Origin of the sequence: Actinomadura monticuli (assembly GCF_041463655.1) — a bacterium.
Classification (GTDB): domain Bacteria; phylum Actinomycetota; class Actinomycetes; order Streptosporangiales; family Streptosporangiaceae; genus Spirillospora; species Spirillospora monticuli.
Map to the genome: position 1 here is coordinate 534,993 of NZ_JAXCEI010000003.1, position 24,122 is coordinate 559,114.

At 74.3% G+C, this 24,122-nt stretch carries 20 protein-coding genes; 7 read left to right on the forward strand and 13 right to left on the reverse strand.

The window, feature by feature from the left end:
• Window positions 1–32 precede the first annotated feature (32 nt).
• Window positions 33–1,661: a CocE/NonD family hydrolase gene (locus SM611_RS08940; RefSeq protein WP_371948742.1), complete on the reverse strand. Its 1,629-nt coding sequence runs from the start codon at window positions 1,659–1,661 to the stop codon at window positions 33–35.
• 173 nt (window positions 1,662–1,834) lie between these two features.
• Between SM611_RS08940 and SM611_RS08945 the strand changes: the two genes are divergently transcribed.
• Entirely contained in the window at window positions 1,835–2,911 is a 1,077-nt protein-coding gene (locus tag SM611_RS08945) for a mechanosensitive ion channel family protein (RefSeq protein ID WP_371948664.1), read from the forward strand.
• Window positions 2,912–2,948: 37 nt separating this feature from the next.
• Here the strand turns inward: SM611_RS08945 and SM611_RS08950 are convergent, their stop codons facing one another.
• The gene (locus tag SM611_RS08950) at window positions 2,949–3,527 is read right to left on the reverse strand and encodes a TetR/AcrR family transcriptional regulator (RefSeq protein WP_371948665.1); all 579 of its coding nucleotides are present in this window, start codon (window positions 3,525–3,527) and stop codon (window positions 2,949–2,951) included.
• A gap of 109 nt (window positions 3,528–3,636) precedes the next feature.
• On the opposite strand from SM611_RS08950, the gene SM611_RS08955 reads away from it, so the two are divergent.
• Window positions 3,637–5,055 (forward strand): MFS transporter, encoded by a 1,419-nt coding sequence (locus tag SM611_RS08955; RefSeq protein ID WP_371948666.1) that lies wholly within the window; start codon window positions 3,637–3,639, stop codon window positions 5,053–5,055.
• Between the two features lie 25 nt (window positions 5,056–5,080).
• Here the strand turns inward: SM611_RS08955 and SM611_RS08960 are convergent, their stop codons facing one another.
• A complete protein-coding gene (locus SM611_RS08960) occupies window positions 5,081–5,929 on the reverse strand; it encodes an ATP-binding protein (protein WP_371948667.1) in 849 nt (282 codons plus the stop codon).
• Between the two features lie 68 nt (window positions 5,930–5,997).
• Window positions 5,998–6,687 (reverse strand): lysophospholipid acyltransferase family protein, encoded by a 690-nt coding sequence (locus SM611_RS08965; RefSeq protein WP_371948669.1) that lies wholly within the window; start codon window positions 6,685–6,687, stop codon window positions 5,998–6,000.
• Between the two features lie 140 nt (window positions 6,688–6,827).
• Between SM611_RS08965 and SM611_RS08970 the strand changes: the two genes are divergently transcribed.
• A complete protein-coding gene (locus SM611_RS08970) occupies window positions 6,828–7,235 on the forward strand; it encodes an organic hydroperoxide resistance protein (protein ID WP_371948670.1) in 408 nt (135 codons plus the stop codon).
• 29 nt (window positions 7,236–7,264) lie between these two features.
• Here the strand turns inward: SM611_RS08970 and SM611_RS08975 are convergent, their stop codons facing one another.
• From SM611_RS08975 to SM611_RS08995, 5 genes are all read right to left on the reverse strand, one after another.
• A complete protein-coding gene (locus SM611_RS08975) occupies window positions 7,265–7,888 on the reverse strand; it encodes a GOLPH3/VPS74 family protein (protein ID WP_371948671.1) in 624 nt (207 codons plus the stop codon).
• 2 nt (window positions 7,889–7,890) lie between these two features.
• On the reverse strand, window positions 7,891–8,139 hold the full coding sequence (locus tag SM611_RS08980; RefSeq protein WP_371948672.1) for a type II toxin-antitoxin system antitoxin: 249 nt from the start codon (window positions 8,137–8,139) through the stop codon (window positions 7,891–7,893).
• 11 nt (window positions 8,140–8,150) lie between these two features.
• Entirely contained in the window at window positions 8,151–9,089 is a 939-nt protein-coding gene (locus tag SM611_RS08985; protein ID WP_371948673.1) for an SPFH domain-containing protein, read from the reverse strand.
• 53 nt (window positions 9,090–9,142) lie between these two features.
• Window positions 9,143–10,723 carry an MFS transporter gene (locus tag SM611_RS08990; protein ID WP_371948674.1) on the reverse strand — a complete coding sequence of 527 codons (1,581 nt, stop codon included), beginning with the start codon at window positions 10,721–10,723 and terminating at the stop codon, window positions 9,143–9,145.
• 67 nt (window positions 10,724–10,790) lie between these two features.
• On the reverse strand, window positions 10,791–13,886 hold the full coding sequence (locus SM611_RS08995) for an AfsR/SARP family transcriptional regulator (RefSeq protein ID WP_371948675.1): 3,096 nt from the start codon (window positions 13,884–13,886) through the stop codon (window positions 10,791–10,793).
• A 48-nt stretch (window positions 13,887–13,934) separates the two neighbouring features.
• On the opposite strand from SM611_RS08995, the gene SM611_RS09000 reads away from it, so the two are divergent.
• The 4 genes from SM611_RS09000 to SM611_RS09015 all read left to right on the forward strand — a co-directional run bounded on the left by SM611_RS09000 (window position 13,935) and on the right by SM611_RS09015 (window position 19,412).
• Window positions 13,935–14,360, forward strand: a complete 426-nt coding sequence (locus SM611_RS09000; RefSeq protein WP_371948677.1) for a limonene-1,2-epoxide hydrolase family protein — start codon at window positions 13,935–13,937, stop codon at window positions 14,358–14,360.
• A 161-nt stretch (window positions 14,361–14,521) separates the two neighbouring features.
• Window positions 14,522–15,562 carry a hypothetical protein gene (locus tag SM611_RS09005; protein ID WP_371948678.1) on the forward strand — a complete coding sequence of 347 codons (1,041 nt, stop codon included), beginning with the start codon at window positions 14,522–14,524 and terminating at the stop codon, window positions 15,560–15,562.
• A gap of 195 nt (window positions 15,563–15,757) precedes the next feature.
• Window positions 15,758–17,779, forward strand: coding sequence for a substrate-binding domain-containing protein (locus SM611_RS09010; RefSeq protein ID WP_371948679.1), 2,022 nt, complete (start codon window positions 15,758–15,760; stop codon window positions 17,777–17,779).
• A gap of 133 nt (window positions 17,780–17,912) precedes the next feature.
• A complete protein-coding gene (locus SM611_RS09015) occupies window positions 17,913–19,412 on the forward strand; it encodes a serine/threonine-protein kinase (protein WP_371948680.1) in 1,500 nt (499 codons plus the stop codon).
• A 274-nt stretch (window positions 19,413–19,686) separates the two neighbouring features.
• On the opposite strand, the gene SM611_RS09020 is transcribed toward SM611_RS09015, so the two are convergent.
• The 4 genes from SM611_RS09020 to SM611_RS09035 form a co-directional block, all read right to left on the reverse strand.
• The gene (locus tag SM611_RS09020) at window positions 19,687–20,298 is read right to left on the reverse strand and encodes a maleylpyruvate isomerase family mycothiol-dependent enzyme (protein WP_371948681.1); all 612 of its coding nucleotides are present in this window, start codon (window positions 20,296–20,298) and stop codon (window positions 19,687–19,689) included.
• A 67-nt stretch (window positions 20,299–20,365) separates the two neighbouring features.
• The gene (locus SM611_RS09025; protein ID WP_371948682.1) at window positions 20,366–21,340 is read right to left on the reverse strand and encodes an RNA polymerase subunit sigma-70; all 975 of its coding nucleotides are present in this window, start codon (window positions 21,338–21,340) and stop codon (window positions 20,366–20,368) included.
• 169 nt (window positions 21,341–21,509) lie between these two features.
• Window positions 21,510–22,916: a tryptophanase gene (locus tag SM611_RS09030; RefSeq protein ID WP_371948683.1), complete on the reverse strand. Its 1,407-nt coding sequence runs from the start codon at window positions 22,914–22,916 to the stop codon at window positions 21,510–21,512.
• Between the two features lie 8 nt (window positions 22,917–22,924).
• Entirely contained in the window at window positions 22,925–24,055 is a 1,131-nt protein-coding gene (locus SM611_RS09035; RefSeq protein WP_371948685.1) for a tryptophan dimethylallyltransferase family protein, read from the reverse strand.
• Window positions 24,056–24,122 lie beyond the last annotated feature (67 nt).

Sequence of the window (24,122 nt, forward strand, 5' to 3'; positions counted from 1 at the left end):
TCCGCCCTCCGCGTCGCGCACGCGGCGGGGCGCTACGCGGTGACGATCGGGAGATTGACGGCCGACGGGTGGTCCGGCGAGTGGAAGATCTCCTGGTCGGCGGTGAGCATCTCGGTGGCGGTGCCCATGGGCGCGCCGGTGCCGGGGTTGCGGGCGACGCGCGGGTAGGCGCCGCTCGCCACCTGGACGCGGATGCGGTGGCCGCGGCGGAAGCGGTGCCCGGCGGGCCACAGCTCCAGGGCGACGCGCCGGACGCCGCCGGCGTCCGGTTCCGGCGTGCCGGGGACGAGCCGGCGCATGCCCTCGCAGAGGTTGAGGGACTCGCCGTCCGGGGTGACGTCGCAGAGCCGGACGACGAAGTCGGTGTGCTCGCGGTTCGAGCGGATGTGCAGGTCGGCGGTGACGGGGCCGATGATCTCCACGTCGTCGTCCAGCACGGCCGAGGTGTAGGTGAGCACGTCCCGGCGGCGCTCCAGGCGCTTCTGGTCGGTGGACGGGCGGGTCTCGCCCAGCAGGGTCGGGCCGCCGAGGAACGGCGTCGGGTGGTTCGGGTCGTAGCGGTAGGCGTCGGGGTCCGACTCGGGCGGCGCGTCGGGGGACAGGGCGCCGGCCGGCTGGAGGTGCCAGCGTTCCTCGCGCATGCCGGGGACGGGCCAGTCGGGGAACTCGCGCCACTCGTCCGCGCCGGTGATGAACAGGCGGACGGGCTGCTCGCGCAGGTCGGACGGGTCGTCCAGCAGGTGGGCGCGGAACCAGCGGACGGAGTCGGCGACCGAGCCGCGCATCATGCGCTGGTCGGCGTGGAACCAGGGGCCGATCGTCAGGTAGGGGCGGCGGCCGGCGGCGCGCAGCGCCGCGTAGTCCTTCATCTGCCAGGGCAGGAAGATGTCGTACCAGCCGCCCGTCATGTTCACCGGCGCGGTGACCTCGGACACGGTGGGGCTGAAGTCGCGCTTGTCCCAGAACGGCGTGTCGGGCCCGTTGACGAGCAGCTCCTGGAAGAAGCGCTGCTGCGCGCCGGTCGCGAGCCGGTCGAGTTCGGCGAGCGGGCGCCCGGAGAGCGTGGCGCGGCGGGCGCGGCGCGGCGACATGATGCCGGTCGTGATGCCGGACAGGGAGTTCTTCATCCGCGCGGTCAGGTCGACCCAGATGAGCGCCGACTCCAGCGCGAAGGTGCCGCCGACGTTGACGGCGTCCCGGAACGTCGACGCGGTGACCTGCATCGACAGGGCCTTCAGCTCGGGGCCGGCCTCGGCGGCGACGGCCCACTGCACGTAGCCGAGGTAGCTCGGGCCGTGCATGGCGAAGGTGCCGCCGAACCACGGCTGCGCCTTCAGCCACTCGATGGTGGCGAGCCCGTCCTCGCGCTCGTCGAGGGCCTCGAAGACGCCGCCGGACCCGAACCCGCCGCGGACGCTCTGCACCACGGCCTGGAACCCGTGCGACGCGAACGCCTGCCCGCACATGAGCCCGAACGGCCCGCGCCGCCCGTACGGGGAGCGGACCAGCACCGTGGGCGCCTTGTCGACGTCCACCGGGGCGTACCGGTCGGCCATCAGTTCGACGCCGTCGGTGACGGGGACGGCGAGGTCGCGCTCGACCGCCACCCGGTGGGGGCCGTTCCGCAGTCCCAGCGCCGTGACCCCCAGCCGGCGCATCATTCCCACGCCTACCACCTGTCCGATCGTAACCGCCACAGCGGGCGACCCCGCGGCCACACCTCCGTGATCTGCCTCGCAGCGGCCCGCGCCTTCACTACGATCGTGGACGCGTAAGACGGCAAATCGGGATCTTGCGGACCGTGGGGTCCCGCGGAGGGAGAGTTTCACACGTCATGGGTGACCTGGGCGATCTGAGCTGGGCGCGCGTCATCGTCGCCGCCGCCGTGATGGCGGCCGCGCTGGTGATCGCCGTCCTCCTGCGGCTGGCGACCGGGCGGCTGACCCGGCGCGCGGGCGACACCCGCTGGGCGTGGGACGACCTGGCCGCCCGCCTCATCCGGGACCTGGCGATGCCGCTCGCGGTGCTGCTCGGCCTGTGGACGGCGGCGAAGGTCCTCGAACTGCCGCGCGGGACCCTGGACGTGACCGCCAGGGTGCTGACGGCGGTGACGATCCTGGTGGTGTCGCTGGCGCTGGCCCGGCTGATCGCGGCGTCGGTGTCGTCGATCGCGCTGGCCCGGCAGGGCGTCGCCGCGAACGTCACGATCTTCGCGAACATCACCCGGGTGATCGTGCTCGGCATCGGCCTCCTGGTGATGCTGCAGAGCATCGGGGTGTCGATCACGCCCCTGCTCGGCGCGCTGGGCGTCGGCGGTCTCGCGGTGGCGCTGGCCTTGCAGGACACGCTGGCCAACCTGTTCGCGGGCGTGCACGTCCTCGCGTCCAAGACGATCGAGCCCGGCGACTACATCAAGCTCTCCACCGGCCAGGAGGGTTACGTCGTCGACATCAACTGGCGCAACACCTCCATCCGGACGCTGTCGGACAACATCGAGGTCATCCCGAACCAGCGGTTCTCCGACACGATCCTCACCAACTACCACCGTCCGGCGCAGGACATGTCGGTGCTGGTGTACGCGAAGGTCCACTACGAGGTCGACCTCGACGAGGTGGAGGAGCTCCTCGTCCAGGTGGGCCACGACGTCATGAAGGACGTCCAGGGCGGCGTCGCGGACTCCAACGTCCTGGTCCGGTTCGACGACTTCAACGACGCCACGGTCGGCTTCCACGTGATCCTGCGGTCCAGCGAATTCGGCGACCAGTTCGCGATCAAGCACGAGTTCCTCAAGCGCCTGCACAAGGTGCTCCGCGAGAGGGGCATCGCGCCGCCCTACTGGCAGCACCGCGTGGTCGTGGACGAGCCGGCCCGCGCGAACGGCGTGCCCCGCAAGGACGAGCTGGCCCTGTAACCGGCCCGCCCTCCGGGCCCTCCGGGCCCTCCGGCCGTCACGGCCGCAGGAGCGGCATCATCACCTCGTCCACGACCGACTGCACGTAGGCGTCGTCGAGCGGGCCGCCCTCGACGAGGTTGTGGTAGACGATCACGGCCGGGCCGACGTTGGCGACCTGCCGGGTCGCCGCGCCCGGCCGGATCTCGCCGCGCTCGGCGGCCCGCAGCAGCGCGTCGTACAGCAGGTCCCGGACGGGCTTGGACAGCCGGGCGTGGACGACCTCGTGCACGATGCCCTTGCCCTGCTCGGTCTCCTCCTTCAGCACCTTGAAGGCGGCGCCCCGGCAGGCGGTGAGGGTGTCGCGCGTGCAGGTGAGGATGGCGAGGAGGTCCTCGCGCACCTTGCCGGTGTCGGGCGCGGTGGGCGGCTCGGGCAGGACGTGCTCGAGCGCGTCGGAGATCAGCTCGTCCTTGGACCTCCACCGCCGGTAGAGCGCGGCCTTCCCGGTCCGGGCGGCCGTCGCGACCCCCTCCATGGTCAGCTTGGCGTAGCCCACGCTCTCCAGCTGCGCGAACACGGCGTCGAAGATCGCCGCCTCCAGGTCGCCGCCGCGGCGGCGGGTGGCCGGGGTCACGGCGCGCTCCCCAGAATAGTGAACGCTGACGTTCTCTTTTTCGCGTATCGGTGGTACGTTCCCCACATAGTGTACTTCGCCGTTCCTTAAATCTCGGAAAGGTCCGCCTGTGACCGCGTCCAACGAGCGGACGGCCGCGCCCCCGGAGTCCGCCGCTCCGGGGAAGGCCGCCGCCTCCCATCATCGCCCAGGAACCGTCCTCGCCGTCATCGTCGGCTGCCAGCTCATGATCGGCGTGGACACCTCGGTCGTCACCATCGCGCTCCCCGACGTGCGGCAGGGCCTCGGCCTGTCGACCGGGGGCCTGGCCTGGATCCAGAACGCCTACATGCTCGCCTTCGGCGGCCTGCTGCTCCTCGGCGGGCGCGCCGGGGACGTGTTCGGCCGCCGCCGCGCGTTCACCGCCGGGGTCGCGCTGTTCACCGCCGCGTCGCTGCTCGGCGGCCTGGCGGACGCGGGCTGGTGGCTGCTCGCCGCCCGCGCCGTCCAGGGCGCCGCCGCCGCCGTCGCCGCGCCGAGCGCGATGGCGCTGATCGCGCAGAGCTTCGAGGGGCCCGCCCGCGTCCGCGCGCTGAGCGTCTTCTCCGCGGTGACCGGCGCCGGCGCCGCCCTCGGGATGGTCGCCGGCGGCGTGCTGACCGAGGCCGGGTCCTGGCGGTGGGTGTTCTTCGTCAACGTCCCCGTCGGAGCCGTCCTGCTGCTGGCCGCCCCGCGCGTCCTCGCCGAGACGCCGCGCCGCCCCGGCCGGTTCGACCTCGGCGGCGCCGTCGCCTCCACGCTCGGCATGACCGCGCTCGTCTACGCGCTGATCCGGGCCGGCTCCGACGGCTGGGACGACGGCCGGGCGCTCGCCGCCTTCGGCGCCGCCGCCGTCCTGCTGGCCGGCTTCCTCGCGGTCGAGCGGAGCGTCCGGCGGCCGGTCATGCCGCTGTGGCTGCTGACCGGACGCGACCGCGCCGCGTCCTACCTCGTCCAGTTCCTGCTGACCGCCGGGATGTTCGGCGCGTTCTTCTTCCTCACCCAGTACCTGCAGCAGGTCCTGCACTACGGGCCGCTGCGCGCCGGCGCGGCGTTCCTGCCGATGGTCGCGACGCAGTTCGCCGTCGTCCGGCTGGCGCCGCGCCTCATGGCGCGCGCCGGCGCGCGGCCGCTCGTCGCGGCGGGCGCGCTCCTGCTCGCGGGCGGGCTGCTGTGGCTGTCGCGGCTGTCGCCCGGGGACGGGTACGCCGCCGGCCTCCTCGTCCCGTTCCTGCTGATGGGCGCGGGGGGCGGGCTGTCGATCATGCCGCTGAACGCGACGATCCTGGCCAGCGTGGCGCCGGACCAGTCCGGCGCGGCGTCCGGGGTGGCGCAGACGATGCTGTGGTCGGGCGGGGCCGTGGGCTCGGCGGTCATGGTCACCGTCTACGGCTCCGCCGCCTCGGGCGCGGACGTCTCCCGCGGCATGGACGCCGCGTTCGCGACCGGCGCCGGGTTCGCCGCCGCGGCGCTGGCGGTGGCCGTGCTCGTCCTGCGCGTGCGCCGCTGAAGGCCGCCCCGCCCGCCGGACGGCGTCAGGCGGGCGGGGGAGCCACCTCGTCGAACCAGGCGAGGAACTCGGTGTTGCCGAACATCCGCGCCGTGTCGGCGGCGGACGGCGACCCCGCCCGGGGGTCGGCGCCCGCGTCCAGGAGGGCTCGCACCACGTCCGCCTCCTTCTTGAACACCGCGCCCGCGAGGGGGCGCTGGCCCCGGTCGTTCGCGCGCTCGGGGTCGGCGCCCCGCGCGGCGAGGGCCCGGACGGTGTCCGGGTGGCCGTGGTAGGCGGCGAGCATGAGCAGCGTGTCGCCCTTGTCGTTGCACAGGTTGACCGGCGTCCCGGCCTCGACGTAGTCGACGAGCCGGCGGGTCTCCCCGGCCCGCGCCAGCTCGAACATCCGGGTCCGGAACTTCTCGCTGCCCGGGCGGACCTCGGGCATGGGAGGCAGGCCGTTGTCGGCGGTGAGGAGCCCGCCGAGGCTGTCCTCGCCGTAGCTGAGCCGCTTCTCCAGCGAGACCAGCGCGCCGTCCTCGAGGAACGACCGGAACCGCACGTCGTCCGCCAGCGACCGCATGATCAGCAGGCCGCGGCCGTGCTCGGCGGACGGGTCCGGCCGGGGCACCCGCTCGGCGTCGAACCCGGAGCCCGCGTCGATCACCTTGATCACGCAGCGGCGGTCATGGATGGTGGCGCGCACCGTGTAGCCGGCGCCGTGCTCGGCGTGCCTGATCACGTTGCTGCACGCCTCGGTCAGCATCATCTGGATGTCGTCCCGGATGTGGTCCTCCACCCCGAGTGCGGTGAGCGCCGCGTCCAGGAGCCTCCGCGTCGCCGGGACGCTCGCGGCGTCCCGGGGGAGCAGGAGGTCCAGGCTGATTTCCACATCATCTCCGTCCGTCCCCTTGAATCGTGCCCTTCCGGGCACGCTCAAACCTGGGCCGGACGCCGGGGTCACTCCGGCCCGGCGGGCCGGGGCGCGTAGTCGTCCACGTACTCCTGCCCCGACAGATCCTGGATGGCCTCCATGATCTCGTCGGTGACCTGCCGCGCCGCCCTCCCGCGCGGGACGCCCCGGTCCCGTCCGCGGAAGTCCATCGGCGGGCCGATGCGCAGCCCGATCCGGCCCGGCTTCGGGACGGCCTGCCCGCGCGGCTGCACCTTGTCGGTGCCGGTGATCGCGACCGGGACGACGGGCGCGCCGGTGCGCATCGCCAGCCGCGCCACGCCCGTCCTGCCCCGGTAGAGGCGCCCGTCGGGGGAGCGGGTGCCCTCGGGATGGATCGCGAACGCGCCGCCGCGCTCCAGCACCGCCGCGGAGGTGTCGAGCGCGTCCAGCGCCGCCCGCCCGCCGGACCGGTCGACGGCGATCGCGCCGACGCCGCGGAAGAACGTCGCCGTGGCGCGGCCCTTCACCCCCGCCCCGGTGAAGTACTCGTGCTTGCCGAGGAAGTGGACCCGGCGCGGCACCATCAGCGGCAGGACGAACGAGTCGAGGAACGCCAGGTGGTTCGCCGCGAGGATCAGCGGGCCGACCCGCGGGACGTGCCGCAGGCCGCTCACCCGGGGAAGGAAGGCGACGCGCATCGCGGGTCCCATGACGACGTACTTCATCAGCGGGTAGACAACGCGTTCGGGGTCCATGTCCGAGAAGGCTATGGGCCGCGCCGCCCCCGCCGCCGCTGGCGCCCGGTACAAACCAGGCCCCTCCTAGCTTGTAGGAATCCGCACTGGCGCAGCATAGATTGCACGCAATTAAATTGGAAGCAATCTAAGGAGGACGCATGGACACCCACTACACCGCGGTGGCGACCGCGAACGGGCGCGACGGCAGGGCCGTCACCTCGGACGGCCGCCTCGACCTCGGCCTCGCCGTCCCGCGCGAGATGGGCGGGAGCGGCGACGGCACCAACCCCGAGCAGCTGTTCGCCGCCGGCTACGCGGCGTGCTTCGCCAGCGCCATCGGCGCCGTCGCGCGCGGTACGAAGCAGGACGTCCGGGACGTCTCCGTCACCGCCGAGGTCGGCATCGGCGGCGACGTCGAGAGCGGGTTCGGGCTCGCCGTCGTCCTGCGCGTCGAGCTGCCCGACGGCCTGGAGAACGGCCGGGACCTGGTGGAGCGCGCCCACCAGGTCTGCCCCTACTCCAACGCCACGCGGGGCAACGTCCCGGTGGAGCTGGTCATCGAATGACCGGTGACCGCTGACGGCCGGATGACCGGTCAGCCGGCGGCGGCCGCGTTCAGCCGGCTGATCAGCTTGCGGACGGCGGGCGCCGCCGGCCCGCTGCGCGCCGTCAGCTCCTCGATCCGGCGCTTGTGCCGCCGCCGGTCCGACGCCGGCAGCACCGACGACAGCTCGCCGGCCGCCGCCAGCGCCACCGCCGCCGCGTCGTAGCTGTTCACATGGGCGACCGGCCGCCCGCGCAGCGCCGACGACGCCCCGCCCCACAGCGCCTTCACCACCCGCGGATCCTTCACGGTGACCTCCTGGCGCGGGAACAGGCCCAGCGCGCGCCGCTCGCGCACCCGGATCCAGCCGTCCCGGACCAGCTCGTCCCGGACCGTGCCGACGAGGGCCCTGGCGTCCTTGCGCACCCAGTGCTGCCACGACCGGGGCCGCGACGCCGCGATCTGCGCCAGCACGCCGTACGGGTCGTCGCCCGGCGTCCCCGGGACGGGCCGGCGCCGCTCCTCGCCGAGCCGCCCGTCCAGGTACAGCTCGGTGAGCGCGGCGGCCCGCAGCACGTAGCCGAGCCGCGCGCCGCCGCCGGTCATCTTCCGCTTCCTCAGGTCGTACGCCAGCAGGTACATCCGCGCCGGCAGCGACTCCGGAACCTCGACCATGGCTAGTCCTCGCCCCCGCCCTCCGGCGGGCCGTCCTCGTCCCGCGTGTTCCCGGCCGGCCCCCTGCGCGGGCGGCCGGGCCTTCGCATCCGTCCGGCCGACCCGGGCATCCGGCCCGCGTCGGCGAGCGCCTGCCGCAGCAGGAACTCGATCTGCGCGTTGGTGCTGCGCAGCTCGTCCCCCGCCCACCTCGCCAGCGCGTCGTGCACGGCCGGGTCGAGCCGCAGCAGGATCTTCTTCCGCTCCGCCACTGGTTCCGGGGCTACTGGTAGAGGGTGCCGGTGTTGACGACCGGCTGGGCGTCCCGGTCGGCGCACAGCACGACCAGCAGGTTGCTGACCATCGCCGCCTTGCGCTCCTCGTCCAGCTCGACCACGTTCTCCTCGTCCAGCCGTCCCAGCGCGAGCTGCACCATGCCGACCGCGCCCTCGACGATCCGCTGCCGCGCCGCCACGACCGCGCCCGCCTGCTGCCGGCGCAGCATCGCCTGCGCGATCTCCGGCGCGTACGCCAGCCGGGTGATCCGCGACTCGATGATCTCCACTCCGGCCGAGGCGACGCGCTGCGCCAGCTCCTCCGACAACTGGGCGGTGATCTCGTCGGCGTTGTCGCGCAGCGAGGTCCGGTCGGCGGCGTCGTAGGGGAAGCTGCCCGCGATGTGCCGGACGGCCGCCTCCGTCTGGAACGCGACGAACTCCACGAAGTCGTCGACCTCGAACACGGCCCGCGCGGTGTCGGCGACCTGCCAGACCACCACGGCGGAGATCTCGATCGGGTTCCCGTCCAGGTCGTTGACCTTGGCGAGCCCGGTCTCGTGGTTGCGGATCCTGGTCGAGACCTTGCGCCGTTCGGTCAGCGGGTTCACCCACCGCAGCCCGTCGGTGCGCACTGTCCCGGAGTACCGGCCGAGCAGCTGCAGGACCCGCGCCTCGCCCGGCGCGACCGGCGTCAGCCCGACCAGGACGACCAGCCCGGCCAGCGCCAGCAGCGAGCCCACCGTGACCCCGACGGCGAGGGCGGCGCCCCCGCCGGCCAGCGCGCCGAGCGCGGCCGCCGCGCCGCCCACCGCGATCCACAGCACGCCGACGCCCAGCATCATCCAGCCGCCGCGGTCCCGGGCCGGCCGCTCCGCGATCTTCGGCCGCGGCATCTCCACCTTGGCTCCCGCCTCCACCATGCCGTCCTCCTCCTCGGTTATCATCAATCTATCAAAGTGATATCACATTTAACGGGGGAGCGGGACGCCGGGGCGGCTCAGGGGGCCGGGACGAGACCGGCCTCGCCGGCCTCGTCCGCCTCCTCGATGACCTTGGGGACGTTCCGCAGGCTCACCAGGGCGAACACGGCCACCAGCGCGGCCATGCCGGCGCTGCACATCAGGGCGGCGTGCATGCCGTCCACGAAGGCGGTCCGCGCGGCGGCGCCGACCTGGCCGGCGAGCGCCGCGGGAAGGTGCGCGGCGGACTGGAGGGCGGCGCTCAGCGAGTCGCGGGCGGCGGCCGCGGCGGGGGCCGGGACTCCCGCGGGCAGGTCCAGCGCGTTGCGGTAGACGGCCGTCAGCACGCTGCCGAGCACCGCCATGCCGAGCGCGGCGCCCAGCTCGGTCGCCGTCTCGGAGATCGCGGACGCGGCGCCCGAACGCTCCTTCGGGACGGACGCGAGCACGGTGTCGGCGGTGACCGTCATCGCCATCCCCATCCCGATGCCGGACAGCAGCATCCCGGGGAACATCACCCAGTACGAGGTGTTCAGGCCGATCGTCGTGAAGACCGTGAAGCCGGCGGCGGAGACCGCCATGCCCGCCGCGACGACGCGGGCGCGGCCGAGCGCGGCGATGAGCGGCGGGGCGAGCGCGGCGCCGCCGATCATGGCGCCGGCCGCGCCGGGCAGCCCGGCGAGGCCCGCCTTCAGCGGCGACCAGCCGAGCGCGAGCTGGAAGAACAGCGAGAAGATCAGCGACTGGGCGACCAGCGTGAACATCGCGAACATGTTGGTGACGACCGATCCGGTGAACGCGGTGCGGCGGAACAGCCGGATGTCGATGAGCGGCTCGGGCACCCGGGCCTGCCGGAGCAGGAACGCAGCCAGCGCCGCCAGGCCGATCGCCGCCGAGACGTAGATCCGGGTCTCGTCCAGGCCGTGCGCGGCGGCCTCCTTGATCGCGTACACCAGCCCGAGGACGCCGGCGGCCGACAGCGGGACGCTCAGCAGGTCCAGCCGGCCGGGGACGGGGTTGCGCGACTCGGGCAGCACCAGCGCGCCGGCGACCAGCGCCACCGCCATCAGCGGCACGTTGATCATGAAGACGGAGCCCCACCAGAAGTGGTCCAGCAGCGCGCCGGCGACGACCGGGCCGAGCCCGACCGCGAGGCCCGCGATCCCGCTGAACGCGCCGATCGCCGCCGTCCGCTCCTTCGGGTCGGTGAACGCCCGGCGGATCAGCGACAGGCAGGACGGCATCAGCGTCGCCCCCGCGACGCCGAGCAGCGCGCGGGCCGCGATCAGCAGCTCGGCGCTCGGCGCGTACGCGGTCACCGCGGACGCGGCGGCGAAGACCGCCGTGCCGATCAGCAGCAGCCGCTTGTGCCCGACCCGGTCGCCGACGCCGCCCATGGTGATCAGCAGGCCGGCGAGCGCGAACCCGTAGGCGTCGGCGATCCACAGGATCTGCGTGGCCGAGGGGTCCAGGTCCGCGCTCAGGTGCGGGATGGCCTGGTTCAGCGCGGTCAGGTCGATGTTCGGCACGAGCGCGACCAGCAGGCAGATCGCGAACGTGCCCCATTTGCGGGCCGTGCTCTGGCCGGCGTGCGTGTTCTTGCTGGCTGGGGTGTCCATGCCCGCGACTGTCGCGGGCGGCGCTGACCGTCCCCGCACCGTCCGCTGACAGCGCGCCCAGGTGCCGTCAGCCGCCCGCCAGCACGGCGAGGGCCTCGTCGCGGGTGAGCGCGGCGCCCCGCGCGCGGGCCTCCTCGAACGCGGTGCCGCCGAGCAGGCCGCGGGCGAGGGCGGAGACCCGTTCGGCGTCGGGGTCTCCGTCGACCTGGATGCCGCGCAGCGCCTGCGCGACACCGAGCAGCAGCGCCGCGCGCTCCCCGTCGCCCTCCGCGACGGCCACCCCGGCCAGCGCGGCCGCCGCGGACGTCCGGTAGAGGAACAGCGGGTGCTCGAACGACATGTCCAGCGCCTCGCGCAGCAGCCCGCGGGCCCGTCCGGTGTCGCCCTCCGCGATCGCCGCCCAGGCCAGCCCGATCAGCGCCGCGCCCCGCGTCGCGACGGCGATGAACCGCTCCGACGAGTAGCCGGTCAGGGCCGTCTCGTACAGCCGCCGGGCCTCGGCGACGTCGCCGCGCAGCCGCGCCAGGTCGCCGAGCCCCTGGTAGCCGGCGGCGATCTTGTCGGGGGTGCCGGCCCGGCGCGCCAGCTCGATCCCCCGCTCGAACCCGGCCCGCGCGGCGTCCGGCGTCCCGCCCCGGATGAGCACGTGCGCCCGCTGGTAGAGCAGGTCGGCGGTGTCCTCCAGCGCGCCGAGCCGCTCCACGAGGTCCAGCGCCTCGTCCAGCAGCGCGACGGCGCGGGCGTGGTCGCCGCGCCAGCCGGCCGCCTGGGACAGGGTGTCCAGCGAGTTGGCGATGCCCCACCGGTCGCCGCAGGCCCGGAACCCGCGCAGCGCCTCGCCGCACGCCCGCTCGGTCCCGGTGATGTCGCCGGCGAACTGGGCGAGGAACCCGTCGCTCATGCTGACCAGCGCGCGGGTCCAGGGGTCGTCCCCGACCTGCTTGGCGAACACGGCGTGGTCGGTGCGGCCGGGGCCGGCCGTGAGCGCCCACAGCACGATCACGACCGGATACCGCACCCGCCGGTCGATGTCCTGCAGCAGCGCCGCGGCGCGGTCGAGCCAGGCCACCGCCCGCTCGCCCGTGATCCCGCTCGACACCGCGTTCGTGACGCACAGGACGTACTCCTCCTCCAGCCCGTCCGGCGGCTCCGGGCCGATCGCGTCGAGCAGGTCGGCCGCCAGCGCCGCGCCCTCGACGCGTCCGCGCAGCCACCAGTACCAGGACAGCGACGCGATCATCCGCAGCGCGAGCGCCGGGTCGGGACGCAGCGAGCGCCGCAGCGCCGCGTGCAGGTTCCCGTGGTCGGCGGCGAGGAGGTCCAGCCATTCGAGCTGCTCGGCGCCGCGCAGATGCGGGTCCGCGCGGCGGGCGAGGCCGGCGAAGTACTCCGCGTGCGCCCGCTCGAACCGCTCCCGCTCGCCCGCCTCGTCGAGCCGCTCCGCGCAGAACGCCCGGACCGTGTCGAGCATCCGGTACCGGGTGCCGTCGCTCTGCACCAGTGACTTGTCGGCCAGCTCGATCAGCAGCTCGTCGGCGTCGTCCAGGTCGCAGACGCTGGCTGCGGCGTCCAGCGTGAGCCCGCCGGAGAACACCGTGAGGCGCCGGGCGAGGGTCTGCTCCGCGCCGTCCAGCAGGTCCCAGCTCCACTCGACGACCGCGCGCAGCGTCTGGTGGCGCGGCGCCGCCGCCCGGTTGCCCCGCGACAGCAGCCGGAACCGGTCGTCCAGCCGCGTCGCGACCTCGGTGACCGGCAGCGACCGCAGCCGCGCCGCCGCCAGCTCGATCGCCAGCGGCAGCCCGTCCAGCGCCCGGCAGATCCGCAGCACCGGCGCGGCGTTGCCCTCGTCCACCGCGAAACCGGGGCGGACGGACTCGGCCCGGTCCAGGAACAGCCGCACCGCCGGATAGTCCCGCACCTCGCCGGCGGGCGTGCCCTCGGGAGGCAGCTCCAGCGGCGGCAGCGGACGCAGCCGCTCGCCCGTGATCGCCAGCGCCTCCCGGCTCGTCGCCAGCACCCGCAGCCGCGGGCAGGCGCTCAGCAGCCGGTGGGTGAGCGCCGCGACGGACGCGATGACATGCTCGCAGTTGTCCAGGATGAGCAGGATCCGCCGCCCGTCGAGGGCCGTGACCAGGCGCTCCAGCGCGTCCGGCGACGCCTCGCCGGGGGCGGGCCGCATCCCGCCCTCGCGCAGCCCGAGCGCGCCGAGCAGCGCCTTCGGCACCTCCGCCGCGACGACCGGCGCCAGGTCGACGAAGCAGACCTCGCCGCGCTCGCGTCCCGCCGCCTCGATCGCCAGCCGCGTCTTGCCGGCGCCGCCGGGGCCGAGCAGCGTGACGAGCCGCCCGTCCGCCAGCATCGCCCCGACGCGCCGCATCTCCTCCTCGCGCCCGACGAAGCTGGTGAGCTGCGCCGGCAGGTTCGGCCGTATCCGCTCGGGCCCGCTCTCGCCCCGCAGGATGCTCAGATGCACCTCGGCGAGCTCCCTGGACGGGTCGGCGCCCAGCTCGTCGGCCAGCATCCGCCGCCCGTCCTCGAACACGGCGAGGGCCTCGGCCTGCCGCCCGCCGCCGTGCAGCGCGCGCATCAGCAGCGCCCGCGCCCGCTCGCGCAGCGGCCGCGCGTCCACCAGGGCGCGCAGCGGGGAGATCGCGGCCTCGGGGTCGCCCCCCCGGAGCCGCGCCTCCGCGAGTCCCTCCACGGCCGCCGCCCGCTCCTCCTCCAGCCGCGCCGCCTGCCCCGCCGCGAACGGCGCGCTCACATCGGCGAGCGCGCCGCCGCGCCACAGCCCGAGCGCCTCCTCGTACAGCGCGGCGGCCGCCTGCGCGGTCGCGGCCCGCCGCGCCTCGCCGGCAAGCCGCTCGAACCGGTGGACGTCGACGTCGTCGCGCTCGACGTCGATCCGGTACCCGGCGGGCAGGCCCTCGACCAGCGCCGCGTCCCCCAGCCCGCGCCGCAGCCGCGACACCTGCGACTGGAGCGCGTTCGCCGCGCCGCTCGGCGGGTCCTCCCCGTAGAGTCCGTCGATGAGCCGTTCGCTGGGGACGAGCCGTCCCGCGTCCAGCAGCAGCATCGCCAGCAGCGCGCGCACGGTGGGCCCGCCCACCGGCACGGCGTCGCCGCCGGCGCGGACCTCGACCGCTCCCAGGATGCCGAACCGCATGCCGGAATTCTCCCGCACTACGGTGGTGTCCCCGACCGGAGGAGCGCCATGACCGAGATCCAGACCGTCACCGACTTCCTCTCCGCCCTCGAAGACCTCGACATCGACCGCGCCCTGACCTACGCCGCGCCCGGCATGGTCTACCAGAACGTCCCGCTCCCGCCGGCGCGCGGCCTGCCCGCGGTCGAGAAGACCCTCCGCGCGATGGGACGCTACGGGACCGGCTTCGAAGCCCGCATCCACCACATCGCGTCGAACGGCCCCGCCGTCCTCACCGAACGCACCGACGTGCTGGAGGTCAACGCCTGGCGCGCCGAATTCTGGGTCTGCGGCACCTTCGAGGTGCACGACGGCCGCATCACCCTCTGGCGCGACTACTTCGACTGGACGACCTTCCTCGCGGCGAGTGCGAAGGGCCTCGGCGGCGTCCTTCTCTCCGCCCTCTCGCCGCGTCCGCGCACCAGGCCCCGCTGAGCGCCGCCGGACCCCGCCCCGCCCCCGGACACCCGGGACACGACCTGCGGCTTCCGGATCCCGGCCGCGGGCGGGGCGCGCACCGTAGCTCAAACTTGCCAGTATTTCCTGTCATGGTTGTGACAAGCGCCCCCACCGCGCCCTGCAGCACCATCGTCCGCATGAGACGCGCGTGGATGATCGGAGCGGCGGCAGCCCTCGTCGCCGGGCTGGCGGCACCGGCCCAGGCGGCCGAGCGCCCGTGGCGGACGACGGAGGCCCCGTCCGGCCTCTGGCCTGAGAGCGGCCTCACCGACGTGACCGCCCTGAGCCCGCAGGAGGTCTGGGCGGCCGGGTTCGAGGGCCATTCGTGCGTCGACTGGTCCTGGCCGTTCATGGGCGCCGGCTCGATCTGCAGCTCGAACGCGATCGTCCGCAGATGGAACGGCGCCTCCTGGGAGAACCGCAACCCGCCCGGCGCATGGAACCTGGAGATCGTGGACATCGACGCCTCCTCCCCGGAGAACGTCTGGCTCTCCGGCGGCAAGGCCGACCAGGGGTACCTGGCGCGCTGGGACGGTTCCCGCTGGACGCAGATAGCCCTCCCCGAGTCGTGCGCGTCCGCCGTCTACCTGCGGCTGGAAGCCGTCGACGACGGCGTCTGGGCGTCCAACGGCTGCCTGGCCCGGTGGCGGAACGGCGCCTGGACCGCCTACGACGTGGACGCCTACGTCCACCGGATCGACGCGGTGAGCGACACCGAGCTGTGGGCCGGCGGCAGCCGCCTCGGCCCCTACCGCTCCGCCATGCTCCGCTGGGACGGCACCGAATGGTCGGAGCCGGCCGTACCCGACGGCTACACCGACTTTCTGGCGGCCGGCCCCGGCGGCGTCCTCCTGAGCGGTCCCGGCAAGCCCGAGCTGATGTTCCGGCGCGGCGGCACCTGGGAGGCGATACCGAAACCGCCGTCCGACTACCTCGGCTACCGTTTCGGCGACGACGGCTCCCTGTGGAGCGGCGCCGACCCCCGCGGCGCCGGCGCGCTCCTCTACCGCTTCGACGGCGAGTCCTGGCAGTCCAGCCCGCTGCCCGCGCGGACGGGCACCGGCTCCCGCAACCGCGGCGGCTTCGACTTCGCGCCCCTCCCCGCCACGGGCGGCGGCATGGTGGCGGTGGGGACGGCCCAGGGCGGCGGCCCACTCGCCATGACCAACCAGCCGTGAGCCCCGCGCCCTACTGGAGTCCGCCGGTGCCCGCGTCCACTTCTGGCCTCATTGAACCCCCTTGACGGAGGACGTTTGGCAATACCAAGATCTCAGCAGCCCGATGAGACACCCGCGGAGTTCGCGTCTCAGCGTCGGCTGTCATCATGCGGCGCGGCGTGATCTGGCGCCCTCGGCCGGAGACGGGGATCGGCGATGAGCGGATACGACGACGTGCCCGAGTGGGCGCCCAGGACTCCGCCGGAGAGCGGAGAGTTCGGCATTCCGTACACCTTCCCCGGCGACCCCGGCGCCACTGGTGCCACTGGAGCCCCTGGAGCCCCTGGAGCGGACGGCGGGCCCTCCGCCCCGCCGGGCGGGGCCGCCGACGGCGGGTTCGACTACTTCGCGAAGCCCGACCGCTCGTCCCGTCCGCCCGGACCGGCGCACGCGGCCGCCAAGCGGACCCGCAAACGACCGCGGCCCTCGAAGCGGACCGGCGGCATCATGCTCGGCCCGCTGGCCGGCGCGGTCGTGCTGGTCATGCTGACGGGCTTCGCGGCGTACGCGTTCACCTCGGCCGCCGACACGTGCTCAGGCGACGACGCGCTCACGATCGACGTGGCGACGTCCCCGGAGATCTCCCCGGCGGTCGTCCGCGCCGCGAAACGCTTCAACGACGCCCGCAACGAGGTCGCCGGCATGTGCGCCCGCGCGAGCGTGCGGTCCGCCGACCCGGCGGCCGTCGCGACGCTGCTGTCGGGCAAGGGCGTCTCCGGCGTCACCGAGCAGCCGGACGTGTGGATCCCCGACTCCTCCCTGTGGAGCAAGCTCGCCGAAGGATCCGGCCGGGCCGGGGCCACCGCGGCCGTCACCGAACTCGGCGGGATGGCGTCGACCCCCATCGTGCTGGCGATGCCCGGCTCGCTGGCGACGCAGCTGCGCAACCTCGGCGCGCCCGCGCAGCCGTCCTGGAAGGACCTCATCACCGCGGCCGGGACAGCGGAGAACGCCGAGCGGGGGAGCGGCCCGGCGGCCGAGAAGAGCCCCATTCCGTCGCGGCTGTTCCGGTTGCAGGTCCCCGACCCCGGCAAGACCGCGACCGGCATGGGCACCCTCATGCTGGCCAACGCGCTGCTGTCGGACGACCCGCAGGGCCAGGCGATGTTCGCCGGCGCGGTGCGGACGTTCCGCGAGGGCGTCGCGGCGTCGGTCACGGCGCAGTTCGCCGCGTTCGGCGAGGGGACGGGGGACCGCTACCCCATCGCGCTGACGCCCGAGCAGGCGGTGTTCGCCCACAACGCGAAACGTCCCACCGAGATCGCCGCCGCCGTGTATCCGGCCGAGGGGACCCTCTACCTCGACCACCCGGTCTCCGTCCTGTCCGGGGACGCGGCCAAGCTGAGCGCGGGCCGGCTGCTGTTCAAGGAGCTGACGAGCGACGCCACCGGCGAGGACGTGCGCAGGCTGGGATTCAGGACGCCCGACGGCACCGCCCCCGCGGCGTTCTCCGAGCGGACCGGCCTGTCCGAGGCCGCGCCGAAGGGGCTGACCCCGCCGTCCGCGGCCGAGGTGGAACAGATCATGCAGCAGTGGGCGAAGCTCTCGCTCAGCCTCCGCATGCTGAGCATCATCGACATCTCCGGGTCCATGAGCGAGAAGATCGCGCCCGGCCTCACCCGGCTGCAGGCCACCATCCGCACCGCGCAGAACGGGCTGTCGCTGCTGCCCGACGACAGCGAGGCCGGCGAGTGGGTGTTCTCCACCCACCTGAAGGGCGAGCAGGACTGGCGGGAGGTGGTGAGCGTGGGCCCGCTGGGCGAGCGGCTCGGCTCGGTCACCCGGCGCCAGGCCCTGCTGAGCACGTTCACGCGGACCACGGTGAAGAAGAACGGCGACACGGGCCTGTACGAGACCGTCATCGCCGCGTTCGACGACATGAAGCGGACCTACAAGGCGGAGTACATCAACTCGGTCGTGCTGTGGACCGACGGGAAGAACGACGACGAGGACGGCCCCTCGCTGGCGGAGACGCTGAAGCACATCCGCGACGCCTCCGACCCGCAGCGCCCCATCCTGATCTACATGCTGGGCCTCGGCGACGGCGTGGACGTCGGCGAGCTCCGGCAGATCGCCAAGCTGACGAACGGGGACGCCCTGGTGGCGCAGACGCCGGGACAGATCCAGTCCCTCTTCCTCAAGTCACTGTCCGACCAGGCCTGCGGGTCCAACTGCTGAACCCGTGCGCCGCGCCGCCCCAGGTGGCCGACGGCCGGATGGGGACGGCTCGCGAGCGTTATCGTGCCCTCCAGGGAACTGGGTCGGTCGGGCCGCCGCCGGTGCGGGCGGGACCCGGGAGGATCGGGGAGAGATGGAACCGCTGCGTCCGGCCGATCCGCGTACGATCGGCCGCTACCGGCTGGCGGGGCGCCTCGGCGCCGGCGGGATGGGCGAGGTGTTCCTCGGCTACTCGCCGGGCGGTCGCGCGGTCGCGGTGAAGATCGTCCGGGCCGAGCTCGCCGCGGACGCCCGGTTCCGCGAGCGCTTCGCCCGCGAGGCGGAGGCCGCCCGAAGGGTCGGCGGCTTCCACACCGCCCAGGTCGTCGAGATCGACCTGGACGCGGACCCTCCCTGGCTCGTCACCGCCTTCGTGCCGGGGCCGTCCCTCGCCGCGGTCGTCGCCGAGCACGGCGCCCTCCCCGAACGGTCCCTGCGCGTCCTCGCCGCCGGCCTCGCCGAGGCGCTGGAGGCGATCCACAGCACGGGGCTGGTGCACCGCGACCTGAAGCCGGCCAACATCCTGCTCGCGTCCGACGGGCCCCGCGTCATCGACTTCGGCATCGCGCAGGCCCTGGAGGGGACCGCCCTCACCGTGCCGGGCGGCTCCATCGGCACACCGGGCTTCATGGCGCCCGAGCACATCCGCGGCGACGCCGTCGGCCCGCCGGCCGACCTCTTCGCGCTGGGCGCCGTCCTCTGCCACGCGGCCGGCGTCCGCCCGTACGGCGACGGCCCCGCCCACACGCTGATGTACCGGATCGTCCACGAGGAACCGGACCTCTCCTCCCTCCCCGCCGGCCTCCGCGACCTGGTGTCCGCCTGCCTCGCCAAGGACCCCGCCGACCGTCCCACGCCCGCCGAGGTACTGGAGCGCACGGGCCTGGACGGCGCGGCCGGCCCCATCGGCGAATGGCTCCCCGCCCAGGCGACCCAGATGGTGGACGAGTACCGACCCGACCCCACCGAGACGCAGCCCCCGCCCGTCCCGCCCCCGGCGCCCGTCCCGCCCGGTCCGGCCCTGCCACCCGATTCGGCCCTGCCACCCGCGCCGGCCCTGTTACCGGCCCCGGCCATGGCGCCCGCCCCCGCGGGTTCGCCCCGGCCCTCCCGCAGGACGTGGACGCTCTGGGCGGGAATCGGCGCGCTGGGCCTCGTCGCCACCGTGGCCGTCGGCCTGCTCATCGTGCTGAACTCGTCCGGCTCGTCCGCTCCGCCGGCCGCCTCCGAATCGGAGACCGCCGCCGCGTCCGGAGCCGCGCCCCCGGTCCAGCGCTGCACGCTCGACGGCAACCAGGTCACCGACCCCAAGGGCCGCCGGTTCGACACCTGGTCCTGCCGCACCGCGCAGCAGGGCCCGCTCTTCCTCGAACCGGCGCCCGGGACGACCACCGGCTACCTGAGGTCGTCCAGCAACTGGTTCGTCTGCCAGACGGAGGGCGCCGCGAACCCGCAGGGCAAGGCGACCACCTGGCTCTACACCCAGGGCGACGACCGCTACCAGAACGACGGCTGGGGCTGGTACCCCGCCTCATCCGTCTCCGAGACCTGGCAGGACAACCCCGTCCCCGACATCCCCGCGTGCCCCTTCTGAAGCGTCCACGCCAACGAGCGGCGCGTCCGATCGGTCGTCGGCCGTGGCGGGCACGACCGTGGCCTCCGCCTCGACCCGCTTCGACGGCCCCGGCGGCACGCCGCCCCCCGGCGCGGCCTTCCCGGTGGGCTGGGCAACCGCGACCGGCGCGGGGTGATGCCGCGCCGGTCGTCACGCGGCCGCGCAGCGCCGTATGGCCGGCTGCACCCACTGTCGAGCACCTACATCCGTCCCGAACGGGCGATGCGGATGAGGCGCGGACGCCGCGGGGGCGTCATCGGCTTGTTTGCGGGACGTCGTTGAGGGGGCGCCGTCCGGTGACCACGAGGAGGATGTCCTTCGAGGTCATCGCCACGACCGTGGATCCGTCCCCGACGACCGCGTCGGAGTCGGTGGCGGCCAGTTTCCGCCCGCCGAGGTCGACCCCGAAGTACTTCAGCTGCCGGGGCCTGGTCGACGCCAGGATCAGCGCGAGGCGCTCGGGCGGTGCCGGGGGCAGGCCGAGCGGCTCGGTGAAGTCGAGGCCGTGGATGACGTCGTGGCTGAGGGCGCCGGCCTGCCCGCCACCGGGTGGCTGCCAGGGGTGCTCGATGTTGCGGCGCAGAAGGCCGAGCAGTTCGGCGTCGCTCATCGCCCGCGTCGCCGACCGGGCGTCCCGGTCGGCGTACCGGTTGAAGGAGAACCGGGCCCGGACGAGACCGGCCAGCACTCCGATCGCCCTGGTCCGGTACGCCATCGTCATGTGGGCGACCACCTCGCGGACCCGCCACCCGTCGCACAGGGACGCCGCGTCCCACTGCTCGGGCGTGAGGCCGCCGAGAATGCCGGCGAGCCGCTCCCGCTCCGCACGGGTTTCCTTGGTCAGGTGGGCCGAGTGTGTCTCCATCGGGCTGTCCTTCCGCGTCGCCGGGACTTCACCGGCTTGTACGACGCGGCCCGCGAGAACTCATCGCTCACCCTCCGACGGGCTCCGCACCTCGGAGGATCTCGGGGAGACCGAACTCGGCGAACCGGTCGTGCGTACCGAGGAACGTCACCATCCGAGCGATCCGTCCGTCCCGGACATCGACCGCGACGAGCGCGAACGGGTGGAGGACGCCGCCGTCCCCGGGCCGGTACTGCCCGAACCCGGGCGCGCCGTTGATGCCGCATGGCACCAGCCGCGCGCCCGCGCAGGCGTCGCTGGCCTCGAGGGTGCCGGCGATCCTCCGCGCGCCATCCAGCCGCCACCGGAACGGCGGCATGGAGGCCACCGCGTCCTCACGCAGCACGGCGGTCAGCGCGGCGACGTCATGGGACTCGAAAGCGGCCACGTAGCGACGCAGCAGATCGCGCTGCCCGGCGTCCTCGGGGTCGTGGACGTCGGACGGGTCGGGCGGGTCCGCGTCCAGCGAGGCCCGCGCGCGCTGCAACGCGCTGTTCACCGCGGGCACCGTGGTGCCGAGGATCTCGGCGGTCTCCCGGGCGCTGAACACGAGGACGTCCCGCAGCACCAGGACGGCCCGCTGCCGGGGAGCGAGACGCTGGAGGGCCGCGATGAACGCCAGCCGGACCGACTCCCGCCCCAGGACCACGTCACCGGGATCCTGCCCGCCCAGCAGCCGCGAGTCGGGCATCGGCTCCACCCAGAGCTCTGGAGGCAGCGGCGCGCCGAGGTCCGGGCCCGCCGACCCGACGTCCATCACCAGGGCCCGCCGCTTCGCTGCCCGGAGCATGTCGAGGCAGACATTGGTCGCGATCCGATGGACCCACGTGCTCAGGCGTGCCCTGCCCGGATCGTACTGGTCCCGCTTGGACGACGCCCGGATCAGCGTCTCCTGGACCGCGTCGTCGGTGTCGGCCGCCGACCCGAGAAGCCGGTAGCAGTAGCCGGTCAGCGGCCCGCGCAAAGCCTCCAGCTCCTCGACCGCCAACTGACCGTCACGCACGAGCACCTCCACGAGTCATCGCCCCAAGTCTGCCGCACCCCTCTGACACCCTCCCCGCACGGCCGCCGTCCGCCGTCCGCACCGTCCAGCGGCTCTGCGGCCTCGTGCTGGTCCTGACCGGAGTCGCGCTCGGCCGCCCCGCACGGGCCAGGCAACGCGGACATGCCGCTCAGTGCCGTTCATGCTCCTCCCCGGCGACGGGCCGGCGCATGTCGTCGGCCGGTTCGAGGCGGACGCGGAAGTGCCGGAGGACGGGGGCCTGCTCGGTGATGCGGTAGCCGGGGACCTTGCCCGGGGCGCCGGCGATCCGTGCGAGGACGTCGCCGACATGGTCGAGGTGCCCGCGGGTGTAGACCCTGCGCGGCAGCGCGAGCCGGACCAGCTCGTGCGGAGCGCTGGTGACCGGTTCGCCGTGCTCGTCCTCCCGGCCCAGGTACAGCGAGCCCAGCTCGGTCGAGCGGATGCCGCCTTCCAGGTACAGCTGGCAGGCCAGCGCCTGGCCCGGGAAGCGGTGCGCGGGAACATGCGGCAACAGGCGTCCGGCGTCGAGGTAGATCGCGTGCAGCCCCGGCGGCTCGACGATGCCGACGCCCGCGGCGCGGGCGCGTCCGGCCAGATGCCCGGCGGCGTGCTCGCGGGAGGCGAGATAGGCGGGGTCGAGGGCTTCGACCAGCCCGAGCGCCATCATGTCCAGGTCGCGGCCCGCCAGCCCGCCGTACGTGGGGAACCCCTCGGTGGCGATCAGCAGCAGCTCGCACCGCTGGGCGAGCGCGCTGTCACGCAGCCCCAGGAACCCGCCGATGTGGACGATCCCGTCTTTCTTGGCGCTCATCAGGCAGCCGTCGGCCAACCGGAACGCCTCCTGCGCCACCTGCCGGGGCGTCCTGCCAAGGTGGGCGGCCTCCCGGCGGGTGACCAGCCAGGCGTTCTCGGCGAACCGGGCCGCATCCAGGAACAGCGGGACGCCGTGGCGGCGGCACGCCGCGGCGGTCTCGGCGAGGTTCGCCATGGAGACCGGCTGGCCGCCGCATCCGTTGTTCGTGACCGTCATCAGCACCAGGGCGACCCGGGACGCCTCCGGTCCGTCGAGGACGGCCCGCAGCGCGTCCAGGTCGATGTCGCCCTTGAACGGTGCGGCGCCGTCCAGGTCGCGCGACTGAGGGCAGGGAAGGTCGCGGGCCTCCCCGCCGGTGAGCTCCACGTTCGCGCGGGTCGTGTCGAAGTGCGTGTTGCTGAGGGTGATCTTGCCCGGCCCCACGAGGGTGGAGAACAGGACGCGCTCGGCGGCGCGGCCCTGGTGCACCGGCAGGATGTGCGGGTACGACGTCAGCTCCTCGACGGCGTCGCGGAACCGGTGGAAGGACGTGGACCCGGCGTAGGACTCGTCGCTCGACATCGCCGCCGCCAGCTGCCCGGCCGACAGGGCCCCGGTGCCCGAATCCGTGAGGAGGTCGATGGTGACCTCCTCGGCGCGCAGGTCGAACAGGTTGTAGCGCACCCGCCGCAGCGCCGCCTCGCGCTGCGGGCGCGTCGTGCGCGGCAGGGGCTCGACGGCCTTGATCCGGTACGGCTCCATGGGCCCGGTCACCGTCCGGCCGGCAGGGGACCGGGCTCACCGCTCCCGGGTGCGGCGACCGCGCGGGCGGGCTCGACCCGGTACGCCTCCGAGGAGAAGTAGACCGTTACGCGGGGCGGGCGCCCGTCGGCATGGGCGAGCGTCAGGTAGGCGATCAGTCCCACGCCGGCGCCCAGGGAGCGGGACGTCAGGCCGGTCAGCGCCCTGTGGAGAGGCCGGTCATCGAGGCCGTACCGGCGCAGTGCGGCCACCGCGCGGTCCCGGGCCTGGCGGTCGTCCCGCACGTAGTCGCGCACCGGGACGTGCACGGAGTAGCCGCTGGGACGGTCTCCGCATGCCTGAGTGAAGGAGAAGCAGGAGACGAGCGGTCGCCGCCGCAGCCGGCCCTCGGCGGCGACGAGACCGATGAACTCCTCCACCCGTCCGGGATGGTCTCCCGGCATGGCGCGGGAGACGACGGCGGCTTCGGCGGCGGAGAAGTCCTGGTGCCTCACGTAGACCTTGACCCGGGGAGCGGGCCAGTCTCCCAGGTCCAGCGCGAAGAACATGAAGTCCTCGGGACCGTCGGCGTATCGCCGCAGCGCGGCGAACGCGTTTCGGTGTCCCAGGCGGGCGAGCGCCTCGGCCACGGCATCGGCCGAGCGCCCCGGGCCGCCGGCCGCCGGGTTCAGATAGACCTTCGCCCGGGGACGGCCGGCGGGGAACTCCAGCGCCAGCCACAACGCGAACGGCCCGTGCGGGTCGGCGGGGAGGAAGACGTCGGAGAGCGCGTGCAGGCGGGCGCACGACAGGACGCCGCGGGCGGCCAGCCGCTCGGCCACCCGGAGCCCGATGCGGCCGCTGCGGGCCATGTCGTCGGTGTAGCCGGGCTCCACCAGCACCCGGGGCACCGTGGCCGCGCCGGGAGTGAAGGCCAGGGAGAACTCCACCGGCGAGTGGTCGTCGGACACGAGGCTCCGCGCGGGCGGCGGGCCCGGCGGCGACGACCGCGTGAGCGGTTCCAGCAGGGGGTCCAGCAGGCTCCGGGCCGCGTCCCCTCCGGTTCCGGCCGCCTCGCACAGCGCCGCCGCCTGCCGCCGCACATGGTCGCCGAGCCAGGGGCCGGCGCCGCCCGGCGAACGCTCACCGCCCCGGGACACGGGATCTTCCGGTGCGGGGCCCCGCCGGAGCGTCCCGTCGGCGTTCTGGGCAGGGGGCTTCGCGGCT